Raw genomic sequence first — 16,075 nt, 5'->3', positions numbered from 1 at the left:
TAAGGCCGCCCTTTGAAAATGGCGGTACCCAAAAACCTTTGTCATTCTGAATATGCCGGCGGCATCAGAACACGCTGTTGAACGCGACCTGCGGTGAAATGACCTGTCCGGTATTGTGACCCGCAAACATCGCGGTGACACCGGCAATGACGCCAAAGCGGGGGGACCAGTTATATTCGACCGCAGGGGCGATGACCCAGTCCCCCGATGCCTGCCCCAGAATGTTCTGGTATTTTCCCTGTGCATTGTAACCGCGCACCACGGACCCGTTGGCCCAGTCGCGGGCCATGTCCATGGCGATCACCCATTTCTGGTTGACGCCATATTCCAGCGAAAAGCCGCTTTCCCCGTACATGCCCGGATGCGCCAGCCCCCGGAACCCGGCCGAGGTGCCATAGCTGCTGACATCGGCAATATGCGCCTGCGTCAGCGCGCGACGGAACGTGCCCCACATGCGCAGCCGCAGTTCATGATGACCGGGCAGGGTATAGGTGGACTGTTCCGTCAGCGCCACGCGAAAGGTGTAGGTGCCGGTGCCCACCCCGTCCTCATCCCGTCCCAGCTTGGTGTAGTCACCCGATGGAAACGCCACCCCCACGAACAGGCTGAGGGCCGGGATGTAACGCTTCGGGTCGGCATCAAGGTAGCGCCACATCACATCCACCGGCAGGTCGCCCATTTTCAGCCCGCTGGTCGTGCCGCCATGGTGCCCCCTGCGCCAGCCATAGCTTATGTCCGGTGTCATCTGCAGGCTGATCGAATTGGTGATGGAATACTTGTACAGCGTGAAGTTCGATACACTATGCGCCTTGTCCTTCAGCGACATGCCCCGTCCCGTGCTGTCCAGGTAGCCGACAGGCTGGCTATAGGCGAAATAGGGTTCCCACGCGAACACGCCCTTTTTCGTCAGGGCGCCCGACGGTGATACCAGTGACCCGGTGTACCACTGGGCATAATCCTCATGCAGTCCCTGTGACCCGGCGGCCGTGCCATTCCCCGTGCCACCCGCATGGGCCGTGGGCAGGCCGGCGCAGGTCGATGCAATCGATACCGCAACAAATAACATTGATTCCGATATCGAAATATATGATGCTCGTTTGCGGGGGCGACCGGCATCATGTGGTAATGCGGTTGCATTGCGCAGGGATGCGCTGCCCCGCCGCCTGTCGGCGTGGGCACGTATGAAGGAAATCATGGTTGTGGCCATTTCCTGATCGGGGCGTCCCTTCACGCATGGCAGTGCGTGCCGGGCCTTGCTGGTATTGGGGGCAGGGTTGGGGTGTCTGCTACATGCGCTGCAGCGGCAGGTATGGGGATATCAGGACATCAATGCTGTGCTCCCTGGCCGGCAGGCCGGTTGATCTGGCGGGGGAATGGCAGTTCCCCCGCCAGTTTCCTTTCAGGTGGTCGGGATCCGTGGCTGTTCGCCCGTGCTGTCTGATGTCGTGCCGTTGCTGCTGAGGTATTTCCATCCCAGCACCAGCATGATGGCGACCACGGGCATGGTGGCCAGCGTGCAGGTGCCGTTGGGGTAGTCAAACAGCATCAGCACCAGAACGCTGGCCAGAAAGCCAAGCGTCAGCCATGAGGTGAAGGGCGCCCCAGGCATTTCAAAACCGGCTGACCGGATGCGCCCGCTGCGGACCGCCTGGCGCAGTTTCATCTGGCTCACCACGATGAAACCCCACGTGCTGATGATGCCGATCGCGGCCATGTTCAGCACGATTTCAAACACCTGTGACGGGACGACATAGTTCAGCCCGACCCCCACCAGATAGACCGCGACTGTCAGCCAGATGCCGTTTGCGGGCACCGAACTTGCATTCATGCGGGCAAGGGATTGCGGTGCGGCCCCGCCCAGCGCCATGGCGCGCAGCACGCGCCCGGTGGAATACAGGCCGGAATTCAGGCTGGACAATGCCGCGGTCAGCACCACGATGTTCATGATCGTATCAACGCCGGGTACGCCCAGGGCCTGGAAAAAGGTTACGAACGGACTGGTTCCACCATGATAGGCCGTCCATGGCAGCAGGTTGACCAGCAACACGACCGACAGCACGTAGAACAGGCCGATACGCCAGATGACACTGTTGATGCTGCGGGGCAGCACGGTGCGTACATCCGCGCATTCCCCGGCCGCCGTCCCGATCAGTTCAATACCGGAATAGGCGAACACCACCCCCTGTATCAGCAGCAGGCTGGCGATCAGGCCATGGGGGAAAATGCCGCCATTATCGGCAATCAGGTGCAGCCCCGTCGTGTGGCCGCCCACCGGCATGCGCACGCCCAGGATGACACTGCCAATGACCAGGAACAGGCACAGCGCCACGATCTTGATGAGGGAAAACCAGAATTCGATCTCCCCGAACCACCTGACCCCCACCATGTTCAGCGTGGTGACGATACATAGCGCCATAAGGGCGAACACCCATTGCGGCACGGCGGCGAACGTACCCCAGAAATGCATGTACATCGCCACTGCCGTGATATCGACGATCCCGGTCGTGGCCCAGTTCATGAAGGACAGCCAGCCTGCGACAAAGGCGGCCTTCTCCCCCAGGAATTCCCGTGCATACGATACGAAGCTGCCGCAGGTGGGGCGGTACATCACCAGTTCACCCAGCGCACGCATGATCAGGAACGAGAACACGCCACATATAAGATAGACCAGCGCCAGCGAGGGGCCAGCCACCTGCAGGCGCGACCCGGCCCCCATGAACAGGCCCGTCCCGATCGCGCCACCCACGGCGATCATCTGGATCTGGCGCGCGCCCAGCCCCTTGTGATAGCCATCGTCATCTTCAGGTATGATGGGGATGCTGTCTTCCAGCGCGGGGTCCGGTTTGCTCATGCTCTGGTCTCCGCCATGGTCGGCGCGGGGGAAGGGAAGAACGAAGGGACTGTTTCCGCCAGGATGGAAAGCGAAGGGCTTACCGTGAATTCAGCAGGCATCTGCACGGTCTCCGTGAAGGGAACTGTATAAAAAATATGCAGTCCCTGTTTCCGGTATCGGATGGCGGGCCACCGCCGCCGGAAACAGGGCATTTGCATGGGACAGGATATGGAACGGGGCAGAAACAGAACGAAATATCATGCAGCATCAATTGGTTGTTCTGTCATGAACATTGTCATACGAAATAACCACTGACAAGTACGGATGCCTTAATAAAAGCGCTATGATTAAAAATTAAACATTTTTTCCAAAACTTTGGCAGTAAATGCACAATGGTTAATCAGTGAGAAAGCCTTTCGACATGCTTAAAAAGGAATCTGCACGGCGGGTATTATGCGCCGGTGTGATCATGGGGGCGCTGGTGGTTGCCGGTCTGGCAACAGTGCCCGCCCGTGCCGATAACGAGCGTTTTGAAGGCAGCGAACTGACACGGGACGCCCCGCAGTATTTCGTGCTGCGCCCGCAGGACAGCCAGACCGCCGCCACGACAGGGGAACTGCGGCTGTCGGAAAGCGGGATCGATTTTACAAATGGCGAACTTCTGGAAGTATCGCTGGAACGGGGCGGGGACAGCCATCTTGTGTACAAGGTGGATTATGGACAGAACCCGACCCTGCCATCGGGGCGGATGCTCTGCCCGCCGCCGCTCAATCCGGTCTATCTGGATTTTGCCAGCCAGCCCGATGATGCGGACAGCTATCGCATGACCCTGTATTGCGGATCACGTCCCGTGCCGTTTCGGGCCATTACGCCCGATCGCGCGGCGGCGGTGTTCAGTTACCGCCGGGCGGCGGATGCGCAGTGGGCGCACAGTGCGGCCGAAGGGGGGTACCTGCATGGGGCTGTGGCGCAGTACTGCACCCTCCATCATGACAGTGCGGGGGTGAATGCCTGCACAACGCGCGAAGAAGCGGCATACGCCACCATCATGTCCCGCCGGATTGCCCCGCCTGTCCTGAAACAGTGCGCAGCCTATGTCACGGGACTGCGTGACCATGCGGGATATGTCAGTTTTGTCGGCTTGCTGAACTGCACGCGCGTGCGTGACAGCCGTACGCTGTTCGATTACTGCAGCCAGCGCATGACCGGGCAGAAGCGTGAGGATGATACCCGTTTTCTGGATGGCAACCCTGTTCAGGCACAGGGCGCGGCGCTGTGCTTCAACGCGCTTGCCGCCCGTCAGGCGCGGCGGGAATGACGGGCGCTACGTTTGCGTGGGGACTTCAGGCGACATCGGGCACTTCTATGCCCGATACGAATTTGAACACATCTTCATGATGGAGCAGGAAGATACGGTGTTTCTTGCCCAGTTGCAGCGCCTCTTGCGTATAGGGCGCATTGGATACGATCGCGCCCACGCTGGCCTTGCTGTCGGTTTTTTCCTTTATACCCTGCCAGATCACGTCATCATGCACCGGCTTGCGATCCATCCAGCAGTGCACCAGCATTTTCAGGTTGTTGCGGTTGCACTGGATGACGGACCCCAGGCCCGTGGCCACCGGGGGGTGGGTATCCCATCCCGCCTTTTCAATCCATTGTGAACAGAAGGCGGCGTATTCCGCCTGGTTCATGTCCTGGTGATAGGTGCAGGGCGTAATGGCGACGGCCGGCTTGCTGGACGTGCTGGCGGCCAGGGTGGTGATGTGTCCCTGCACGGTCTTGTGAATGCTGGGCCACAGCGTGTGATATCCTTGCCGCGTCAGGGTGGGCAGCAGCGTGCTGCGCACGAAGCGGTCCAGATATGTTGGCCATGAGGTATGGGAGTGCGCGGCCGCCGTCGTGTCATGCGCGTTCTGGTACCACCGTCCCAGCATGGCGGAATGCCGCTGCGCCAGTTCCAGGCAGATCCTGATGGCCCTGCGCCGCCGCGCCATGAGCCAGCATGCCCGCAGGATCAGGACCATGATCCATCCCGTCCCGCAGACCAGCATCAGCGTCAGGATCAGCGATCCCAGTTTCTGGAAACCGCGCGTCATGAAAAAGATGTCGGTCGGTCGCGGCGTTTCCGCCTGCTGCACGATGACCGGCGGGGCAGGGGGCGGACTGTCGTCCGCTTCGGTATGCTGCGGGCCGGTGGGGGTGGGCGTATCGACGGCGGCGGGCGCGGGGGGCGCGACCGGGGCGCGGGGGGCAGGGCGTTCCTCGGCCGCGGGGGACGGGACGGACCCGATGGGGACGATGTCGCCCGTCATGAAATACAGCGGCGGCAGGCCCGGCACCGGCGGCACGCGCCGCATCAGCGGCAGGCCGTTGCGGTTGGCTATTTTTTCCCAGCGGATATCGGGCGTGACATTATGGCAGTCGCCCTGCCGGATCAGCGTCCTGCGCGATGCGGGTGACTGCTGCGCGGCGATGGTCCGGTCGGACAGGGTACGCAGGATGGCATCATCCCCACACGCCAGTGTGGGATGGACGGCACTGAACAGGCCAGCGGCGATCGCGCTTGCCGGCAGGCACAGAAGCAGGCAGGCACTGGCCCATATCCGCATGATGCTCGTTATCCTTCCGGTCTGGGAACGGGAATGTGCAGACCCAGGGTATCAGCAAATTGGAATGTGTTAATGTACAGATGCCGATATGCAGAATACATACCTTTTTGTAAACAGGCTTTATTTAGTCCTGTTTGTCGGTATCGATCCTGCCCCGGCATCGTAGGGCAAAAAAGTGGCATGTCCTTATCGGGGGGCTGCCCCCTTATCCGACTTATGGCGATGTTCACGAACTTCGCGGATGTTCAGAAGGACAGATTGGAAGGCAGGAGCGGATGACTGACCGTTTTGCAATTGTGCTGGCGCGCCATCCCGCGGTCATCGGGGCGGAAGGCCTGTGTTACGGCCAGCGGGACGTTGCCCTGGCGGATGGATGGGAGCGCATGGCCGATGGTTTGCGCACCGTCATGCAGGGGGTGGGATGCAGGATTCTGTTCTCTTCACCGGCCCGGCGCTGCCAGATGGTGGCGGAACGGGTGGCGGAGTTCATGAACCTGGAACTGAAGGTGGATTCACGTCTGCGTGAAATCAGCTTTGGCGAATGGGAAGGTCGTCCATGGACTCACATTTCACGTACCGCGCTTGATGCATGGGCGGCCGATGTTAGTGATTTCACCCCCCCGGGTGGCGAAAGCGGTCGCGACCTGCGCGCCCGTGTCCGGCAGTTCTGGAATGATATGCAGCAGTATGGCCAGTCCTGCGCCGTGCTGACCCATGGGGGGCCGCTGCGCCTCATGCAGGGGATGGTCCATGGCATGCCCGGTAGCCTGCTGGCCCCGTCGCCGCCCATGGGTTCGGTGCGGGTGATCGAACAGGGGCCACCCGGCATCAGGACAGGGCAGCCAGAATCGCACATTCCGTCACAACTGCCGTTGCACCAAGAACGTCTCCGGTTTGGCCGCCAACCTGCTGTCGTGCGAACCGGCACATGACAAGGGCCGCCATGATCGCGACGGCGCAGGCGGGGACCGCACGGGCAGGGGGCAGCAGTACGACCGCGCTTGCGGCGGCCAGAACCATGCAGGCTGCCAGCGCCTGACCCGGCAGGCGCGCCATGGAACTGGCCAGCCCGTCACCGCGCGCGGGCGGCAGGCGCCACAGCACCACCACCATGGATGCGCGTGCCAGCGCACCAGCCACCGGCATGGCCATGACAGCCACGGCCCCCGGCATGGCGGCCAGTGCCGTAACCCGCACCAGCAGCGCAATGACCAGCGCCATCACCCCATAACTGCCCACCCGGCTGTCACGCATGATTTCCAGCTTGCGCGCCCTGTCTTGCCCTCCGCCACAACCATCGGCCATGTCCGCCAGCCCGTCTTCATGCAGTCCGCCACAGGCCAGCAGCAGCATGCCGACACTCCACCCCGCAGCAGGCAGGGGCGCGATGCCCATCCATAGCAGCCCCGCATAAAGCAGGCCGCCGCATGCCCCCACCCCCGCGCCGACCAGCGGCCAGCACCAGATGCTGCGCGTCATGGAATAGGGCGGGTCGTCCCGCGCCAGTCCCCCCACCGGCAGGCGGGTCAGCAGCCCGATCCCGCAGACAAGGTCGGCACGCAGGCGGCCCATGATGGTCATGCCTTTTCGCTGACCCGCGCCTGTGCGAACGTCGCCATGCCGCACAGGCAGGCGATGGCGGAACGGACAAGAGGAATGGCCAGCCCCGCGCCGGACCCTTCCCCCAGCCGCAGTCCCAGTTCCAGCAGGGGGGACAGGCCGAGTGCTGCCGCCAGGTGGGCATGTCCCCCTTCGGCCGAACAGTGGGACAGGCGGGTATGCGCCAGCCCGTGGGGGTGCAGCAGCGCCAGCGGGCTTGCCGCCGCCGTGCAGATGAACCCGTCCAGCAGAACGGGAATGTTCCCGTAACGCGCGGCGATGACCGCCCCCATGATCGCCGCCAGCTCATGCCCGCCAAGGCAACGCGCAATAGCCAGCGGATCGGTCAGGTGCATGCCGTGGTGGTGCAGTGCGCGGTCGATCACCGCCGCCTTGTGCCGCACCCCGGCGTCATCCAGACCAGTGCCGCGTCCCGCCCATTTTGCGCCCCCGCCGCCAAACAGGGCGGCACAGAGGGCAGCGGCGGGGGTCGTGTTGCCAATGCCCATTTCCCCCAGGCACAGCAGGTCCGTATCCGGCCGCACGGCCCGCATGCCGGCGGCCAGCGCGCGCAGGAATGTCGCCTCGTCCATGGCCGGGGCATGGGTCATGTCGGCGGTGGGGCGCAGGTCCTCGACCTCAACCACATGCAGGCATGCGCCGCTTACGCGGGCGATCTGGTTGATGGCGGCCCCGCCATTGCGGAAATTTGCGACCATCTGGCGCGTGACGTCAACGGGCCACGGTGTCACGCCCTGCGCTGTCACGCCGTGGTTGCCGGCAAAGACGATGATATCCACCCGTTCGGCGCGGGGGCGGTCGGTATGCTGCCACTGTCCGGCCCAGCGGGCCAGTTCCTCCAGCCGTCCCAGGCTGCCCGGTGGCTTGGTCAACTGGCTGTCATGCCCGGTTATGGCGGCATCCGCCCCCATGTCGGGCGGCGGCAGGTCACGACATAGCTGGCGCAGCGCGGCCATGTCGCATGGAAAGGAAAGACGGGATGGCATGGGCAGCGTTGTGTGGTCTTATGCGCCCGGATGCAAGATGGCGGAGGATAAAATGAAGATGGCGGCCCAATCCGATACGATGTCCGGCATGCAGGGCTGCATTTTCGTGCTGGGGGGCGCACGGTCGGGCAAGAGCCGTTTTGCCGAAAACCTGTTCCCCCAATGGCCCGCGCCATGGACCTACCTTGCCACCTGCCAGCCCCATGACGGGGAAATGACCGAGCGCGTGGCCCATCACCGCGCGCGGCGGGGGGCAGGCTGGCATACGGTCGAGGAACCGCTGGATCTGCCCGTGGCCCTTGACGCTGCCGGGACATCGCCCGTTCTGGTGGACTGCCTGACGCTGTGGCTGACCAACCTCATGCTGGGCGAACATGATATTGCCGCTGCCACGCGGGCGCTGCTGGCCGCCCTGGGGCGTCGCGCGGGTCCGACCGTGCTGGTGTCAAACGAGGTGGGTCAGGGCATCGTGCCCGATAATGCGCTGGCGCGTCGCTTCCGTGATGAGGCAGGCTGGCTGCACCAGTCTGTTGCGCGGGATGTCGCGCGCGTGGTTTTTGTAGTGGCTGGCCTGCCGATGGAGATGAAATGACCCTTACCCCCGAAGAAATCCGTCACCGTGAAAAAATGGCCAGGCGCAAGGCCGTGCAGGACCGTGAAGTCAGCAGAAAATCCATCGAGAAGGGATTGCTGGCGGTGCATACCGGCGCAGGCAAAGGCAAGTCCACCGCCGCCTTTGGCATGGCGTTGCGCACGCTGGCCCATGGCGGGCGCATCGTGGTGGTCCAGTTCATCAAGGGGGCGTGGAACACGGGGGAGCGCAAGGCGCTGGAACGCTTTGGCGACCAGGTGGAATGGCATGCGCTGGGCGAAGGCTTTACATGGAACACGCAGGACCGCACCCGCGATATCGCCAACTGCCGTGCGGCATGGGATCAGGCGCGCGCAGCCATGAGACGTGCGGACGTGGCGATGGTGATACTGGACGAACTCAATATCGCGTTGCGGTATGACTACCTGCCGGTTGATGAGGTACTGGCCGATATCGCCGCCCGGCCCGCCATGCAGCATGTCGTCGTGACGGGCCGCAACGCCCGCCCCGCCATGATCGAGGCCGCCGATCTGGTGACCGAAATGACGCAGGTCGCCCATCATTTCAAAAACGGGGTCAAGGCGCAGGCCGGGATCGAATTCTGATGGCCCCGCGCGCACTCATGTTCCAGGGCACCGGGTCCAGCGTGGGCAAGTCGGTGCTGGTGGCGGGGTTGTGCCGCGCGCTGACGCGCCGTGGCCTGCGCGTGCGTCCGTTCAAGCCGCAGAACATGTCCAACAATGCCGCCGTTACAGCGGATGGAGGCGAAATCGGGCGCGCGCAGGCGCTGCAGGCGCGGGCCTGCGGGGTGGCGCTGTCGGTGGACATGAATCCCGTGCTGCTCAAGCCGCAGGGCATGACCGGATCGCAGCTTGTGGTGCGCGGGCGCATGCGCGGGCAGGTACGTGCACGCGATTTCCAGTCCTTCAAGCGCGGCCTGATGCCCGAGGTGCTGGACAGTTTCCATACCCTTGCCGGTCAGGCGGACATCGTGCTGGTCGAAGGGGCGGGGTCCGCGTCGGAGGTCAACCTGCGGGCCGATGATATCGCCAACATGGGCTTTGCGCAGGCGGCGGACGTTGATGTCGTGCTGGTGGGGGATATTGACCGGGGCGGCGTGATCGCCAGCCTTGTCGGCACGCAGGCGGTCGTGGCCGATGCGGACGCGCGGCGCATAAAGGGTTTTATCGTCAATCGCATGCGCGGCGATCCATCCCTGTTTGATGCCGGGATGACGGCGATTGCCGACATGACCGGCTGGCGGGCCGTGGGGCTTGTGCCCTTTCTTGACCGCGTGCGTGACCTGCCGGCGGAAGATGCCGCCGACCTGCGCGCCGGTCGCGGCAGTGGGACGCAGGGCGTGCGCATTGCCGTGCCCTGTCTGCCCATGATCGCCAATTTTGATGACCTCGACCCGCTTGCGGCGGAAGACGCGGTCAGCCTGACCATGGTGCGGCGGGGACAGGTGCTGCCGCCCTGTGACCTTGTGATCCTGCCCGGGGCGAAGGCGACCATCGGCGACCTCGCGGCGTTGCGGGATGAAGGGTGGGATATCGACCTCCATGCCCATGTGCGGCGTGGCGGGCATGTCATGGGCATATGCGGTGGCTACCAGATGCTGGGGCGCAGCATTGCCGACCCGATGGGGATCGAGGGCGCGCCATGCACCGTGGACGGCCTTGGGCTGCTGGATGTCGCCACGGTGCTGGAAGGCAGCAAGCGACTGGAGGATGTAGCCGGTCACCTGTTGCCCGAAGGGGCCGCCATGCGCGGATATGAAATGCATATCGGCCGCACCACCGGTCCCGATCATGATGCGCGTCCCCTGATTGACCTGGGCAATCGGTATGATGGCGCGGTCAGTCCGTCGGGCCGGATATGGGGTACCTATGTGCATGGCCTGCTGGCCGATGGCGGGGCGCGGGCGGCATTGCTGGCGCGGCTGGGTGGCCGGTCGGACGGGCATGACCATGACGCGACGGTGGACGCGGCGCTGGATGCGCTTGCCGATCATCTGGAAACGCATCTCGATATCGACGGCCTGCTGGCCATGGCGCGCCCGGTACGGGGCTGAAACGTCCGTCGCCATCCCGATCACGCGGGGCGCGCATCATCATCGCGGGAAGCGGTCTGCAGTGACCCATCGCTTTGTCTGTCTGGATGTCATTGCTGAAATCCGGGCCAGCAGGGCCGTGGCTGTCACACCCGCCAGTGTCTGGATCAGGCAGGCGCGACGGTACAGCGCAAGGGCACGGTGCAGGTCGGCAGGAAGCAGTCCGGACCGGCCATCCCCCACCCACGGTTCCGCCACGCTGACACCGTTATAGGCGCGGGGACCGGACAGGCGTACGCCCAGCGCGCCCGCCATCGCAGCCTCCGGCCACCCGGCATTGGGGGAACGATGGTGACGGGCGTCGCGCCGCAGGATGCGCACGGCGTCCCGCGCATGCATGCCCTTCAGGGTCAGGGCGGCAAGGATGATCCACAGTGCCGACAGCCGGGACGCAGGCAGGTTGACCAGATCATCCAGCTTCGCCGCCGCATAGCCAAAGGCTTCATGCCGGGGCGTGCGGTGGCCGATCATGCTGTCCGCCGTATTGACCGATTTGTAGAAGACCGCGCCCGGCAGGCCGCCCACCGCCATCCACAGCAGGGGGGCCACGATGCCGTCTGAAAAGTTTTCGGCCAGCGTCTCGGTCGCGGCGCGTAGTACGCCTGCCTCATCCAGTTGTTCAGGGTCGCGGCCGACAATGTGGGAGACTGCGCGCCGGGCGGCGGGCAGGCTGTCCTGCGCCTGTAGCGCCACGGCTTTGACATGGTCATGCAGCGAACGCTGGGCCACAAGGGAACTGGCCAGCACCGCCGTCAGTGGCAGCGCCAGCCACTGTGGGAGGATGCGGTGGATGGCACGATCCACCAGTATGGCAGTTGCCGTGGGCACCGATACAATCAGCACGCTGGCCACAAAACCGTTGGCCCGGCGTCGTGCCGGGGTGGCGTCTGGCGTATTGAGACGCCTGTCCAGCATGCCGATCAGTCCCCCGGTCCACATGACCGGATGTCCGACACGGCGCACCAGCGCCTGCGGGTAACCCACGGCCATGTCGGTCACTGACGCGATGCAGGTGGTGCCAAGATTTCGCAGCATGAAAAGGGCAGGGCGCATGCCCGCGTGGATATGGTGCGCCCCGTAACGGGTCAAGGGCGCGCGTCATGTCAGGGCGTATCTGGCAATATCCTGTTGATGAAAATAATAAAAGTTCTTCCGGGTGCTGCCTTTTTTCAAAGAGACGGCGTTTCGCTGAAATTTTGCTGAAAAACATCCCTGGAAAATTGATGCGATCTGCAACCGATCAAACCGGGAATGCCGGGATGCCGCCGTCATTGCGGAGCGGACTGGCGGAATGTGGAAAAGTTTACTCGCCACCCGTTATGCCGTGATCAATATTTCTTGCATTAATAAATATGTCGGAAAAATGGACTAGGCATTTATCCATACCTCACGGATATAGTGAGCATTCGGATCAAGAGAGACATGACAAACGGGTAGGCATTTTTGGGTATCAGTGGTTTACGGTTCACTTCGTCGCGGCGGCAGTTCATGCAGGGACTGGCAGGGGTTACCGCATGCAGTACGGTTCTTGCCTCCCCCCCGGGCCATACCAGTCGGCCCACGCCCTATGCCCCGCGTTTTTTCACCCCTGCCGAATGGGCGTTCCTGATCGCCGCGTGTGACCGCCTGATCCCGGCCGATGAAAACGGCCCCGGCGCACTGGCGCTGGATGTACCCCGTTTCATCGACATGCAGATGGGTACCCCCTACGCCTCTGGCGCGCAGTGGTACATGCAGGGGCCCTTCGTGCAGGGGCCGGACAACCTTGGCTACCAGTTGCCCTACGCCCCGCGTGACCTGTACCGGCGCGGGATCGCGGGCATGAACGCGCACGCCGCCACCCGCCATGGCAGGCCGTTCGCCGGGCTTGCGCCCGCATTGCAGGACGATCTGCTGCATGGTGCTGAAAATGGCAGCATGATCTTTGGCGACATGCCATCCACTGTGTTCTTTGACCAGTTGCTGGCCAATGTGATGGAAGGCGCGTTTTCGGATCCCGTACATGGCGGCAATACCGGCCTTGGGGGCTGGACCATGCTGGGCTTTCCCGGTGCGCGGGCGGATTTCATGGACTGGGTGGACCGCTACGGCGCGCATTACCCGCTGGGCAGTGTCTCCATCTCGGGGGAAACGGCATGAGCGACGACGCACGCAGGCTGCACCCGGTTGACGTGGTGATCGTGGGCGGTGGCTGGGCCGGGTCGATCATGGCCAAGGAAATGACCGAGGCCGGGCGGTCGGTCGTCATGCTGGAACGCGGGCCGTACCGTAGCACGGCGGCAGATGGGGCCTATCCCGCCTCGATCGACGAACTGGAAGCCAATTTCCGCTATAAACTGTTCCAGGACCTGTCGAAAAACACCGTCACCATCCGCAACAACAGCCAGCAGACGGCGCTGCCCTATCGCCGCATGGCCGCCTTCCTGCCCGGTGAGGGCGTGGGGGGCGCGGGCCTGCACTGGTCGGGCGTGCATTTCCGCATGCCACCCGATGATCTGCGCCTGCGCACGCGCGTGATCGAGAAATACGGCGCCAAATTCATTCCCGAAGGGATGAACCTTCAGGATTACGGCGTCAGTTACGAGGAACTGGAACCCTTTTTCGACAAGGCGGAAAAGGTATTTGGCACATCGGGCGAAGCGTACATGGTCAAGGGACAGGTTGTGGGGAAGGGAAATGTGTTCTCTCCCTCACGCTCGGACCATTTCCCGCTACCCGCGCTGAAGGATGTCTATACCGCCCACCTGTTCCGCAAGGCGGCGGAGGAAGTGGGCTTCCACCCCTATTCCCTGCCTGCGGCCAATGCATCGCGACAGTACATCAACCCGTATGGCGCGCAGATGGGCCCGTGCAATTTCTGCGGTTATTGCAGCGGGTATGCCTGCTACATGTATTCCAAGGCATCGCCCAACGTGAACATCCTGCCGGTGCTGCGGCGGCATCCGCTGTTTGAACTGCGCGCAGGCTGCCATGTGCTGAAGGTCGAACTGGATGCGGATGGCAGGCGCGCGACCGGCGTGACCTATACCGACCCCGACGGCAGGGTTGTGACCCAGCCTGCGGAAATGGTGATCCTGACGGCGTTCCAGTTCCATAATGTCCGGCTCATGCTGCTGTCGGGCATCGGCAGACCTTATGATCCCGTACACAACGAAGGGGTGGTGGGGCGCAATTTCGTCTACCAGAACGTGACGACCAGCAATGTCTGGCTCGACCGCAGCATTGATACGAACCAGTATATCGGCGCTGGCGGCGGCGGTGTCGCGTTTGATGATTTCAACAGCGAAAACTTCGACCATGGACCGCTGGGTTTCGTGGGGGGATCGCCGGTCTGGGTGAACCAGGCAGGCGTGAAGGCCATTGCCGCCGCCCGTTCCGGCGGGCCGCCGGGCACGCCGCGCTGGGGCAGTGCGTGGAAGGCGGGCGTGATCGACACCTACCGCCATTCCCTGCGGATTGATGCGCATGGGGCGAACATGGCCTATCGGGACGTGTATCTCGACCTCGATCCGACATGGAAGGATGCCTACGGACAGCCGCTGCTGCGCATGACGTTTGACTGGAAAGACAATGACATCCGCATGAACCGCTATGTGGTGGACAGGATCGGCGATGTGGCGAAGGCCATGGGCGCGCGGCGTGTCAACCTGACAAAACGCGAATTCGGCAAGCCGTTCGATACAAGACAGTACCAGACCACCCATCTGGGTGGGGGGGCGGTGATGGGCAACGACCCCGGGACCAGCGCGCTCAACCGCTACCTGCAGTCATGGGATGTGCATAATGTGTTCGTGATCGGGGCGAATGCCTTTCCGCAGGGAACGGGGTACAACCCCACGGGCATGGTCGCGGCGCTGGCGTACTGGGCCGCCCACCATATCCGCACGACCTACCTGTCCCATCCCGGGCCGCTGGCGGGATGAGGGCCGTGGCATGGGCAGGCCGGTTCTGCATGCTGGCCAGTGCAATACTTGCGGTGACGGTGTGCGGGCCGTCCGCACGCGCGCAGGAACCGGCGCGGGATGATGTGATTGCGCGCGGGGAATACGTGGCCCGCGCAGCCGATTGCGCGGCCTGCCACAGCGTGCCCGGTGAAGCGCCATTTGCCGGGGGCATGGCCTTCCACCTGCCGACCGGCACGCTGTACGCGCCCAACATCACGCCGGACCGGCAGACCGGCATTGGCCAGTATTCCGAAGCCGAGTTCAGTCGTGCCCTGCGCCGGGGCATCCGGCGCGACGGGACGACGCTGTACCCGGCCATGCCCTATCCATCCTATGCACGCCTGACGGATGAGGACGTGCATGTGCTGTATGTCTATTTCATGCAGGGCGTGAAACCCGTCGTGCATGTGGTGGCGCAGGATGGCATGTCATGGCCGATGTCCATGCGCTGGCCGCTTTCCATCTGGCGCATGCTGTATGCCCCCGACCCGAAGGCCGTGCGGCAAGACATGGACCGTCGCACCTTTGCCGACCCGCTGGTCGCCCGTGGCAGCTATCTGGTCGAAGGGCCGGGACATTGCGGCGCATGCCATACGCCGCGCGCCCTGACCATGCAGGAAAAGGCCCTGACGGCGGAGGACGGACCGCTGTACCTGTCGGGGGGGGACGCAGTGGATGGCTGGCGTCCCGTCAGCCTGCGCGGGGAAAACCGCACCGGGCTGGGACGGTGGAATGAACAGGACATCGTGCGTTTCCTGGCCACCGGGCGCATGCCACTGGGGGCTGCCTTTGGTGGCATGACGGATGCCATCGGCCATGGCACGCAGCACATGACGGATGAGGACCGCCTGGCGATCGCGCGGTACCTCAAGACCATCTCTCCCGCGGCACCGGCGCTGGCGCGGGGCTGGACCTATGACCCGGCAGTGACCGACGCCCTGCACGCGGGTGATGTCTCCGCCCGGGGGGCGCGCGCCTATGTCGACAGTTGTGCGGCCTGCCACCGCACCGACGGCCATGGCTATCCCACCACGTTCCCGCCACTGGCGGGCAATCCGGTGGTCATGGACCCCAAGCCCGATTCCCTGATCCGCATCGTGCTGGAGGGAAATACCCTGCGCGCCACGCGGCAGGCGCCCTCCGCCTTTGTCATGCCCGGGTTCGCCGCGCGCATGGATGACAGTACCGTTGCGGATACCGTCACCTTCATCCGCGCGGCATGGGGTAATGACGCGCCTGCCGTAACGGTTACGGATGTCGCGCGGATACGGCGCACACTGTCGCCCGAACACCCGCCCGTATCCGTGCCCATGAACTGATTGTGAACCATGCGCGGGGACGGGTTCGGTTGCCCTTGTTCCCCGGACTTGCATGAATG

General features: G+C 63.6%; 15 protein-coding genes. 9 read left to right on the top strand and 6 right to left on the bottom strand.

The genetic code is table 11. The features are described from left to right. Positions 1-64: 64 nt before the first annotated feature. Both GEU01_RS01200 and GEU01_RS01195 read right to left on the bottom strand, forming a co-directional pair. Positions 65-1,207 carry a hypothetical protein gene (locus tag GEU01_RS01200; protein ID WP_019084606.1) on the bottom strand — a complete coding sequence of 381 codons (1,143 nt, stop codon included), beginning with the start codon at positions 1,205-1,207 and terminating at the stop codon, positions 65-67. 192 nt (positions 1,208-1,399) lie between these two features. Further along, on the bottom strand, positions 1,400-2,851 hold the full coding sequence (locus tag GEU01_RS01195) for an amino acid permease (protein ID WP_010506865.1): 1,452 nt from the start codon (positions 2,849-2,851) through the stop codon (positions 1,400-1,402). 403 nt (positions 2,852-3,254) lie between these two features. On the opposite strand from GEU01_RS01195, the gene GEU01_RS01185 reads away from it, so the two are divergent. Beyond that, positions 3,255-4,151, top strand: a complete 897-nt coding sequence (locus GEU01_RS01185) for a hypothetical protein (protein ID WP_026018388.1) — start codon at positions 3,255-3,257, stop codon at positions 4,149-4,151. Between the two features lie 25 nt (positions 4,152-4,176). Here the strand turns inward: GEU01_RS01185 and GEU01_RS01180 are convergent, their stop codons facing one another. Next, positions 4,177-5,442: a hypothetical protein gene (locus GEU01_RS01180; RefSeq protein ID WP_019084604.1), complete on the bottom strand. Its 1,266-nt coding sequence runs from the start codon at positions 5,440-5,442 to the stop codon at positions 4,177-4,179. A gap of 275 nt (positions 5,443-5,717) precedes the next feature. On the opposite strand from GEU01_RS01180, the gene GEU01_RS24115 reads away from it, so the two are divergent. After that, on the top strand, positions 5,718-6,374 hold the full coding sequence (locus GEU01_RS24115; RefSeq protein ID WP_010506859.1) for a histidine phosphatase family protein: 657 nt from the start codon (positions 5,718-5,720) through the stop codon (positions 6,372-6,374). On the opposite strand, the gene cobS is transcribed toward GEU01_RS24115, so the two are convergent. Together cobS and cobT are read right to left on the bottom strand one after the other, a co-directional pair. Beyond that, positions 6,271-7,023, bottom strand: coding sequence for an adenosylcobinamide-GDP ribazoletransferase (gene cobS / locus GEU01_RS01165; RefSeq protein WP_019084602.1), 753 nt, complete (start codon positions 7,021-7,023; stop codon positions 6,271-6,273). The genes GEU01_RS24115 and cobS overlap by 104 nt on opposite strands. Then, complete coding sequence (gene cobT, locus GEU01_RS01160) at positions 7,020-8,048, bottom strand: nicotinate-nucleotide--dimethylbenzimidazole phosphoribosyltransferase (RefSeq protein WP_019084601.1); 1,029 nt, start codon at positions 8,046-8,048, stop codon at positions 7,020-7,022. The genes cobS and cobT overlap by 4 nt, the downstream gene beginning before the upstream one ends. Between cobT and cobU the strand changes: the two genes are divergently transcribed. From cobU to GEU01_RS01145, 3 genes are read left to right on the top strand one after another with little or no spacing between them, the layout of a single operon-like run. Next, entirely contained in the window at positions 8,047-8,640 is a 594-nt protein-coding gene (gene cobU / locus GEU01_RS01155) for a bifunctional adenosylcobinamide kinase/adenosylcobinamide-phosphate guanylyltransferase (RefSeq protein WP_019084600.1), read from the top strand. The two genes, cobT and cobU, sit on opposite strands and share 2 nt — an antisense overlap. Further along, positions 8,637-9,245, top strand: a complete 609-nt coding sequence (gene cobO / locus GEU01_RS01150) for a cob(I)yrinic acid a,c-diamide adenosyltransferase (protein WP_019084599.1) — start codon at positions 8,637-8,639, stop codon at positions 9,243-9,245. The genes cobU and cobO overlap by 4 nt, the downstream gene beginning before the upstream one ends. Continuing rightward, positions 9,245-10,714 carry a cobyric acid synthase gene (locus GEU01_RS01145; protein WP_019084598.1) on the top strand — a complete coding sequence of 490 codons (1,470 nt, stop codon included), beginning with the start codon at positions 9,245-9,247 and terminating at the stop codon, positions 10,712-10,714. The genes cobO and GEU01_RS01145 overlap by 1 nt, the downstream gene beginning before the upstream one ends. Before the next feature lie 39 nt (positions 10,715-10,753). On the opposite strand, the gene cbiB is transcribed toward GEU01_RS01145, so the two are convergent. Further along, positions 10,754-11,842 carry an adenosylcobinamide-phosphate synthase CbiB gene (gene cbiB / locus GEU01_RS01140; RefSeq protein WP_019084597.1) on the bottom strand — a complete coding sequence of 363 codons (1,089 nt, stop codon included), beginning with the start codon at positions 11,840-11,842 and terminating at the stop codon, positions 10,754-10,756. 11 nt (positions 11,843-11,853) lie between these two features. Between cbiB and GEU01_RS25615 the strand changes: the two genes are divergently transcribed. The 4 genes from GEU01_RS25615 (at position 11,854) to GEU01_RS01125 (ending at position 16,016) form a co-directional block, all read left to right on the top strand. Further along, positions 11,854-12,081 (top strand): hypothetical protein, encoded by a 228-nt coding sequence (locus GEU01_RS25615; RefSeq protein ID WP_152927678.1) that lies wholly within the window; start codon positions 11,854-11,856, stop codon positions 12,079-12,081. Positions 12,082-12,241: 160 nt separating this feature from the next. Further along, positions 12,242-12,892: a gluconate 2-dehydrogenase subunit 3 family protein gene (locus GEU01_RS01135; protein WP_042710748.1), complete on the top strand. Its 651-nt coding sequence runs from the start codon at positions 12,242-12,244 to the stop codon at positions 12,890-12,892. Beyond that, a complete protein-coding gene (locus tag GEU01_RS01130; protein ID WP_019084595.1) occupies positions 12,889-14,676 on the top strand; it encodes a GMC family oxidoreductase in 1,788 nt (595 codons plus the stop codon). The genes GEU01_RS01135 and GEU01_RS01130 overlap by 4 nt, the downstream gene beginning before the upstream one ends. Before the next feature lie 29 nt (positions 14,677-14,705). Then, a complete protein-coding gene (locus GEU01_RS01125; RefSeq protein ID WP_019084594.1) occupies positions 14,706-16,016 on the top strand; it encodes a cytochrome c in 1,311 nt (436 codons plus the stop codon). Positions 16,017-16,075 lie beyond the last annotated feature (59 nt).

The organism is Komagataeibacter europaeus LMG 18890 (assembly GCF_000285295.1).
In the GTDB taxonomy this organism is placed as follows: domain Bacteria; phylum Pseudomonadota; class Alphaproteobacteria; order Acetobacterales; family Acetobacteraceae; genus Komagataeibacter; species Komagataeibacter europaeus.
Note: the sequence above shows the minus strand (reverse complement) of the source record. Positions and strands in the feature narration are given on the sequence as shown.

Coding starts and splice junctions, on each gene's coding strand:
- GEU01_RS01200 (WP_019084606.1), bottom strand. CDS start 1,207: ATGGCCACAACCATGATTTCCTTCATACGTGCCCACGCCGACAGGCGG.
- GEU01_RS01195 (WP_010506865.1), bottom strand. CDS start 2,851: ATGAGCAAACCGGACCCCGCGCTGGAAGACAGCATCCCCATCATACCT.
- GEU01_RS01185 (WP_026018388.1), top strand. CDS start 3,255: ATGCTTAAAAAGGAATCTGCACGGCGGGTATTATGCGCCGGTGTGATC.
- GEU01_RS01180 (WP_019084604.1), bottom strand. CDS start 5,442: ATGCGGATATGGGCCAGTGCCTGCCTGCTTCTGTGCCTGCCGGCAAGC.
- GEU01_RS24115 (WP_010506859.1), top strand. CDS start 5,718: ATGACTGACCGTTTTGCAATTGTGCTGGCGCGCCATCCCGCGGTCATC.
- cobS (WP_019084602.1), bottom strand. CDS start 7,023: ATGACCATCATGGGCCGCCTGCGTGCCGACCTTGTCTGCGGGATCGGG.
- cobU (WP_019084600.1), top strand. CDS start 8,047: ATGGGCAGCGTTGTGTGGTCTTATGCGCCCGGATGCAAGATGGCGGAG.
- cobT (WP_019084601.1), bottom strand. CDS start 8,048: ATGCCATCCCGTCTTTCCTTTCCATGCGACATGGCCGCGCTGCGCCAG.
- cobO (WP_019084599.1), top strand. CDS start 8,637: ATGACCCTTACCCCCGAAGAAATCCGTCACCGTGAAAAAATGGCCAGG.
- GEU01_RS01145 (WP_019084598.1), top strand. CDS start 9,245: ATGGCCCCGCGCGCACTCATGTTCCAGGGCACCGGGTCCAGCGTGGGC.
- GEU01_RS25615 (WP_152927678.1), top strand. CDS start 11,854: ATGTCAGGGCGTATCTGGCAATATCCTGTTGATGAAAATAATAAAAGT.
- GEU01_RS01135 (WP_042710748.1), top strand. CDS start 12,242: ATGCAGGGACTGGCAGGGGTTACCGCATGCAGTACGGTTCTTGCCTCC.
- GEU01_RS01130 (WP_019084595.1), top strand. CDS start 12,889: ATGAGCGACGACGCACGCAGGCTGCACCCGGTTGACGTGGTGATCGTG.
- GEU01_RS01125 (WP_019084594.1), top strand. CDS start 14,706: ATGCTGGCCAGTGCAATACTTGCGGTGACGGTGTGCGGGCCGTCCGCA.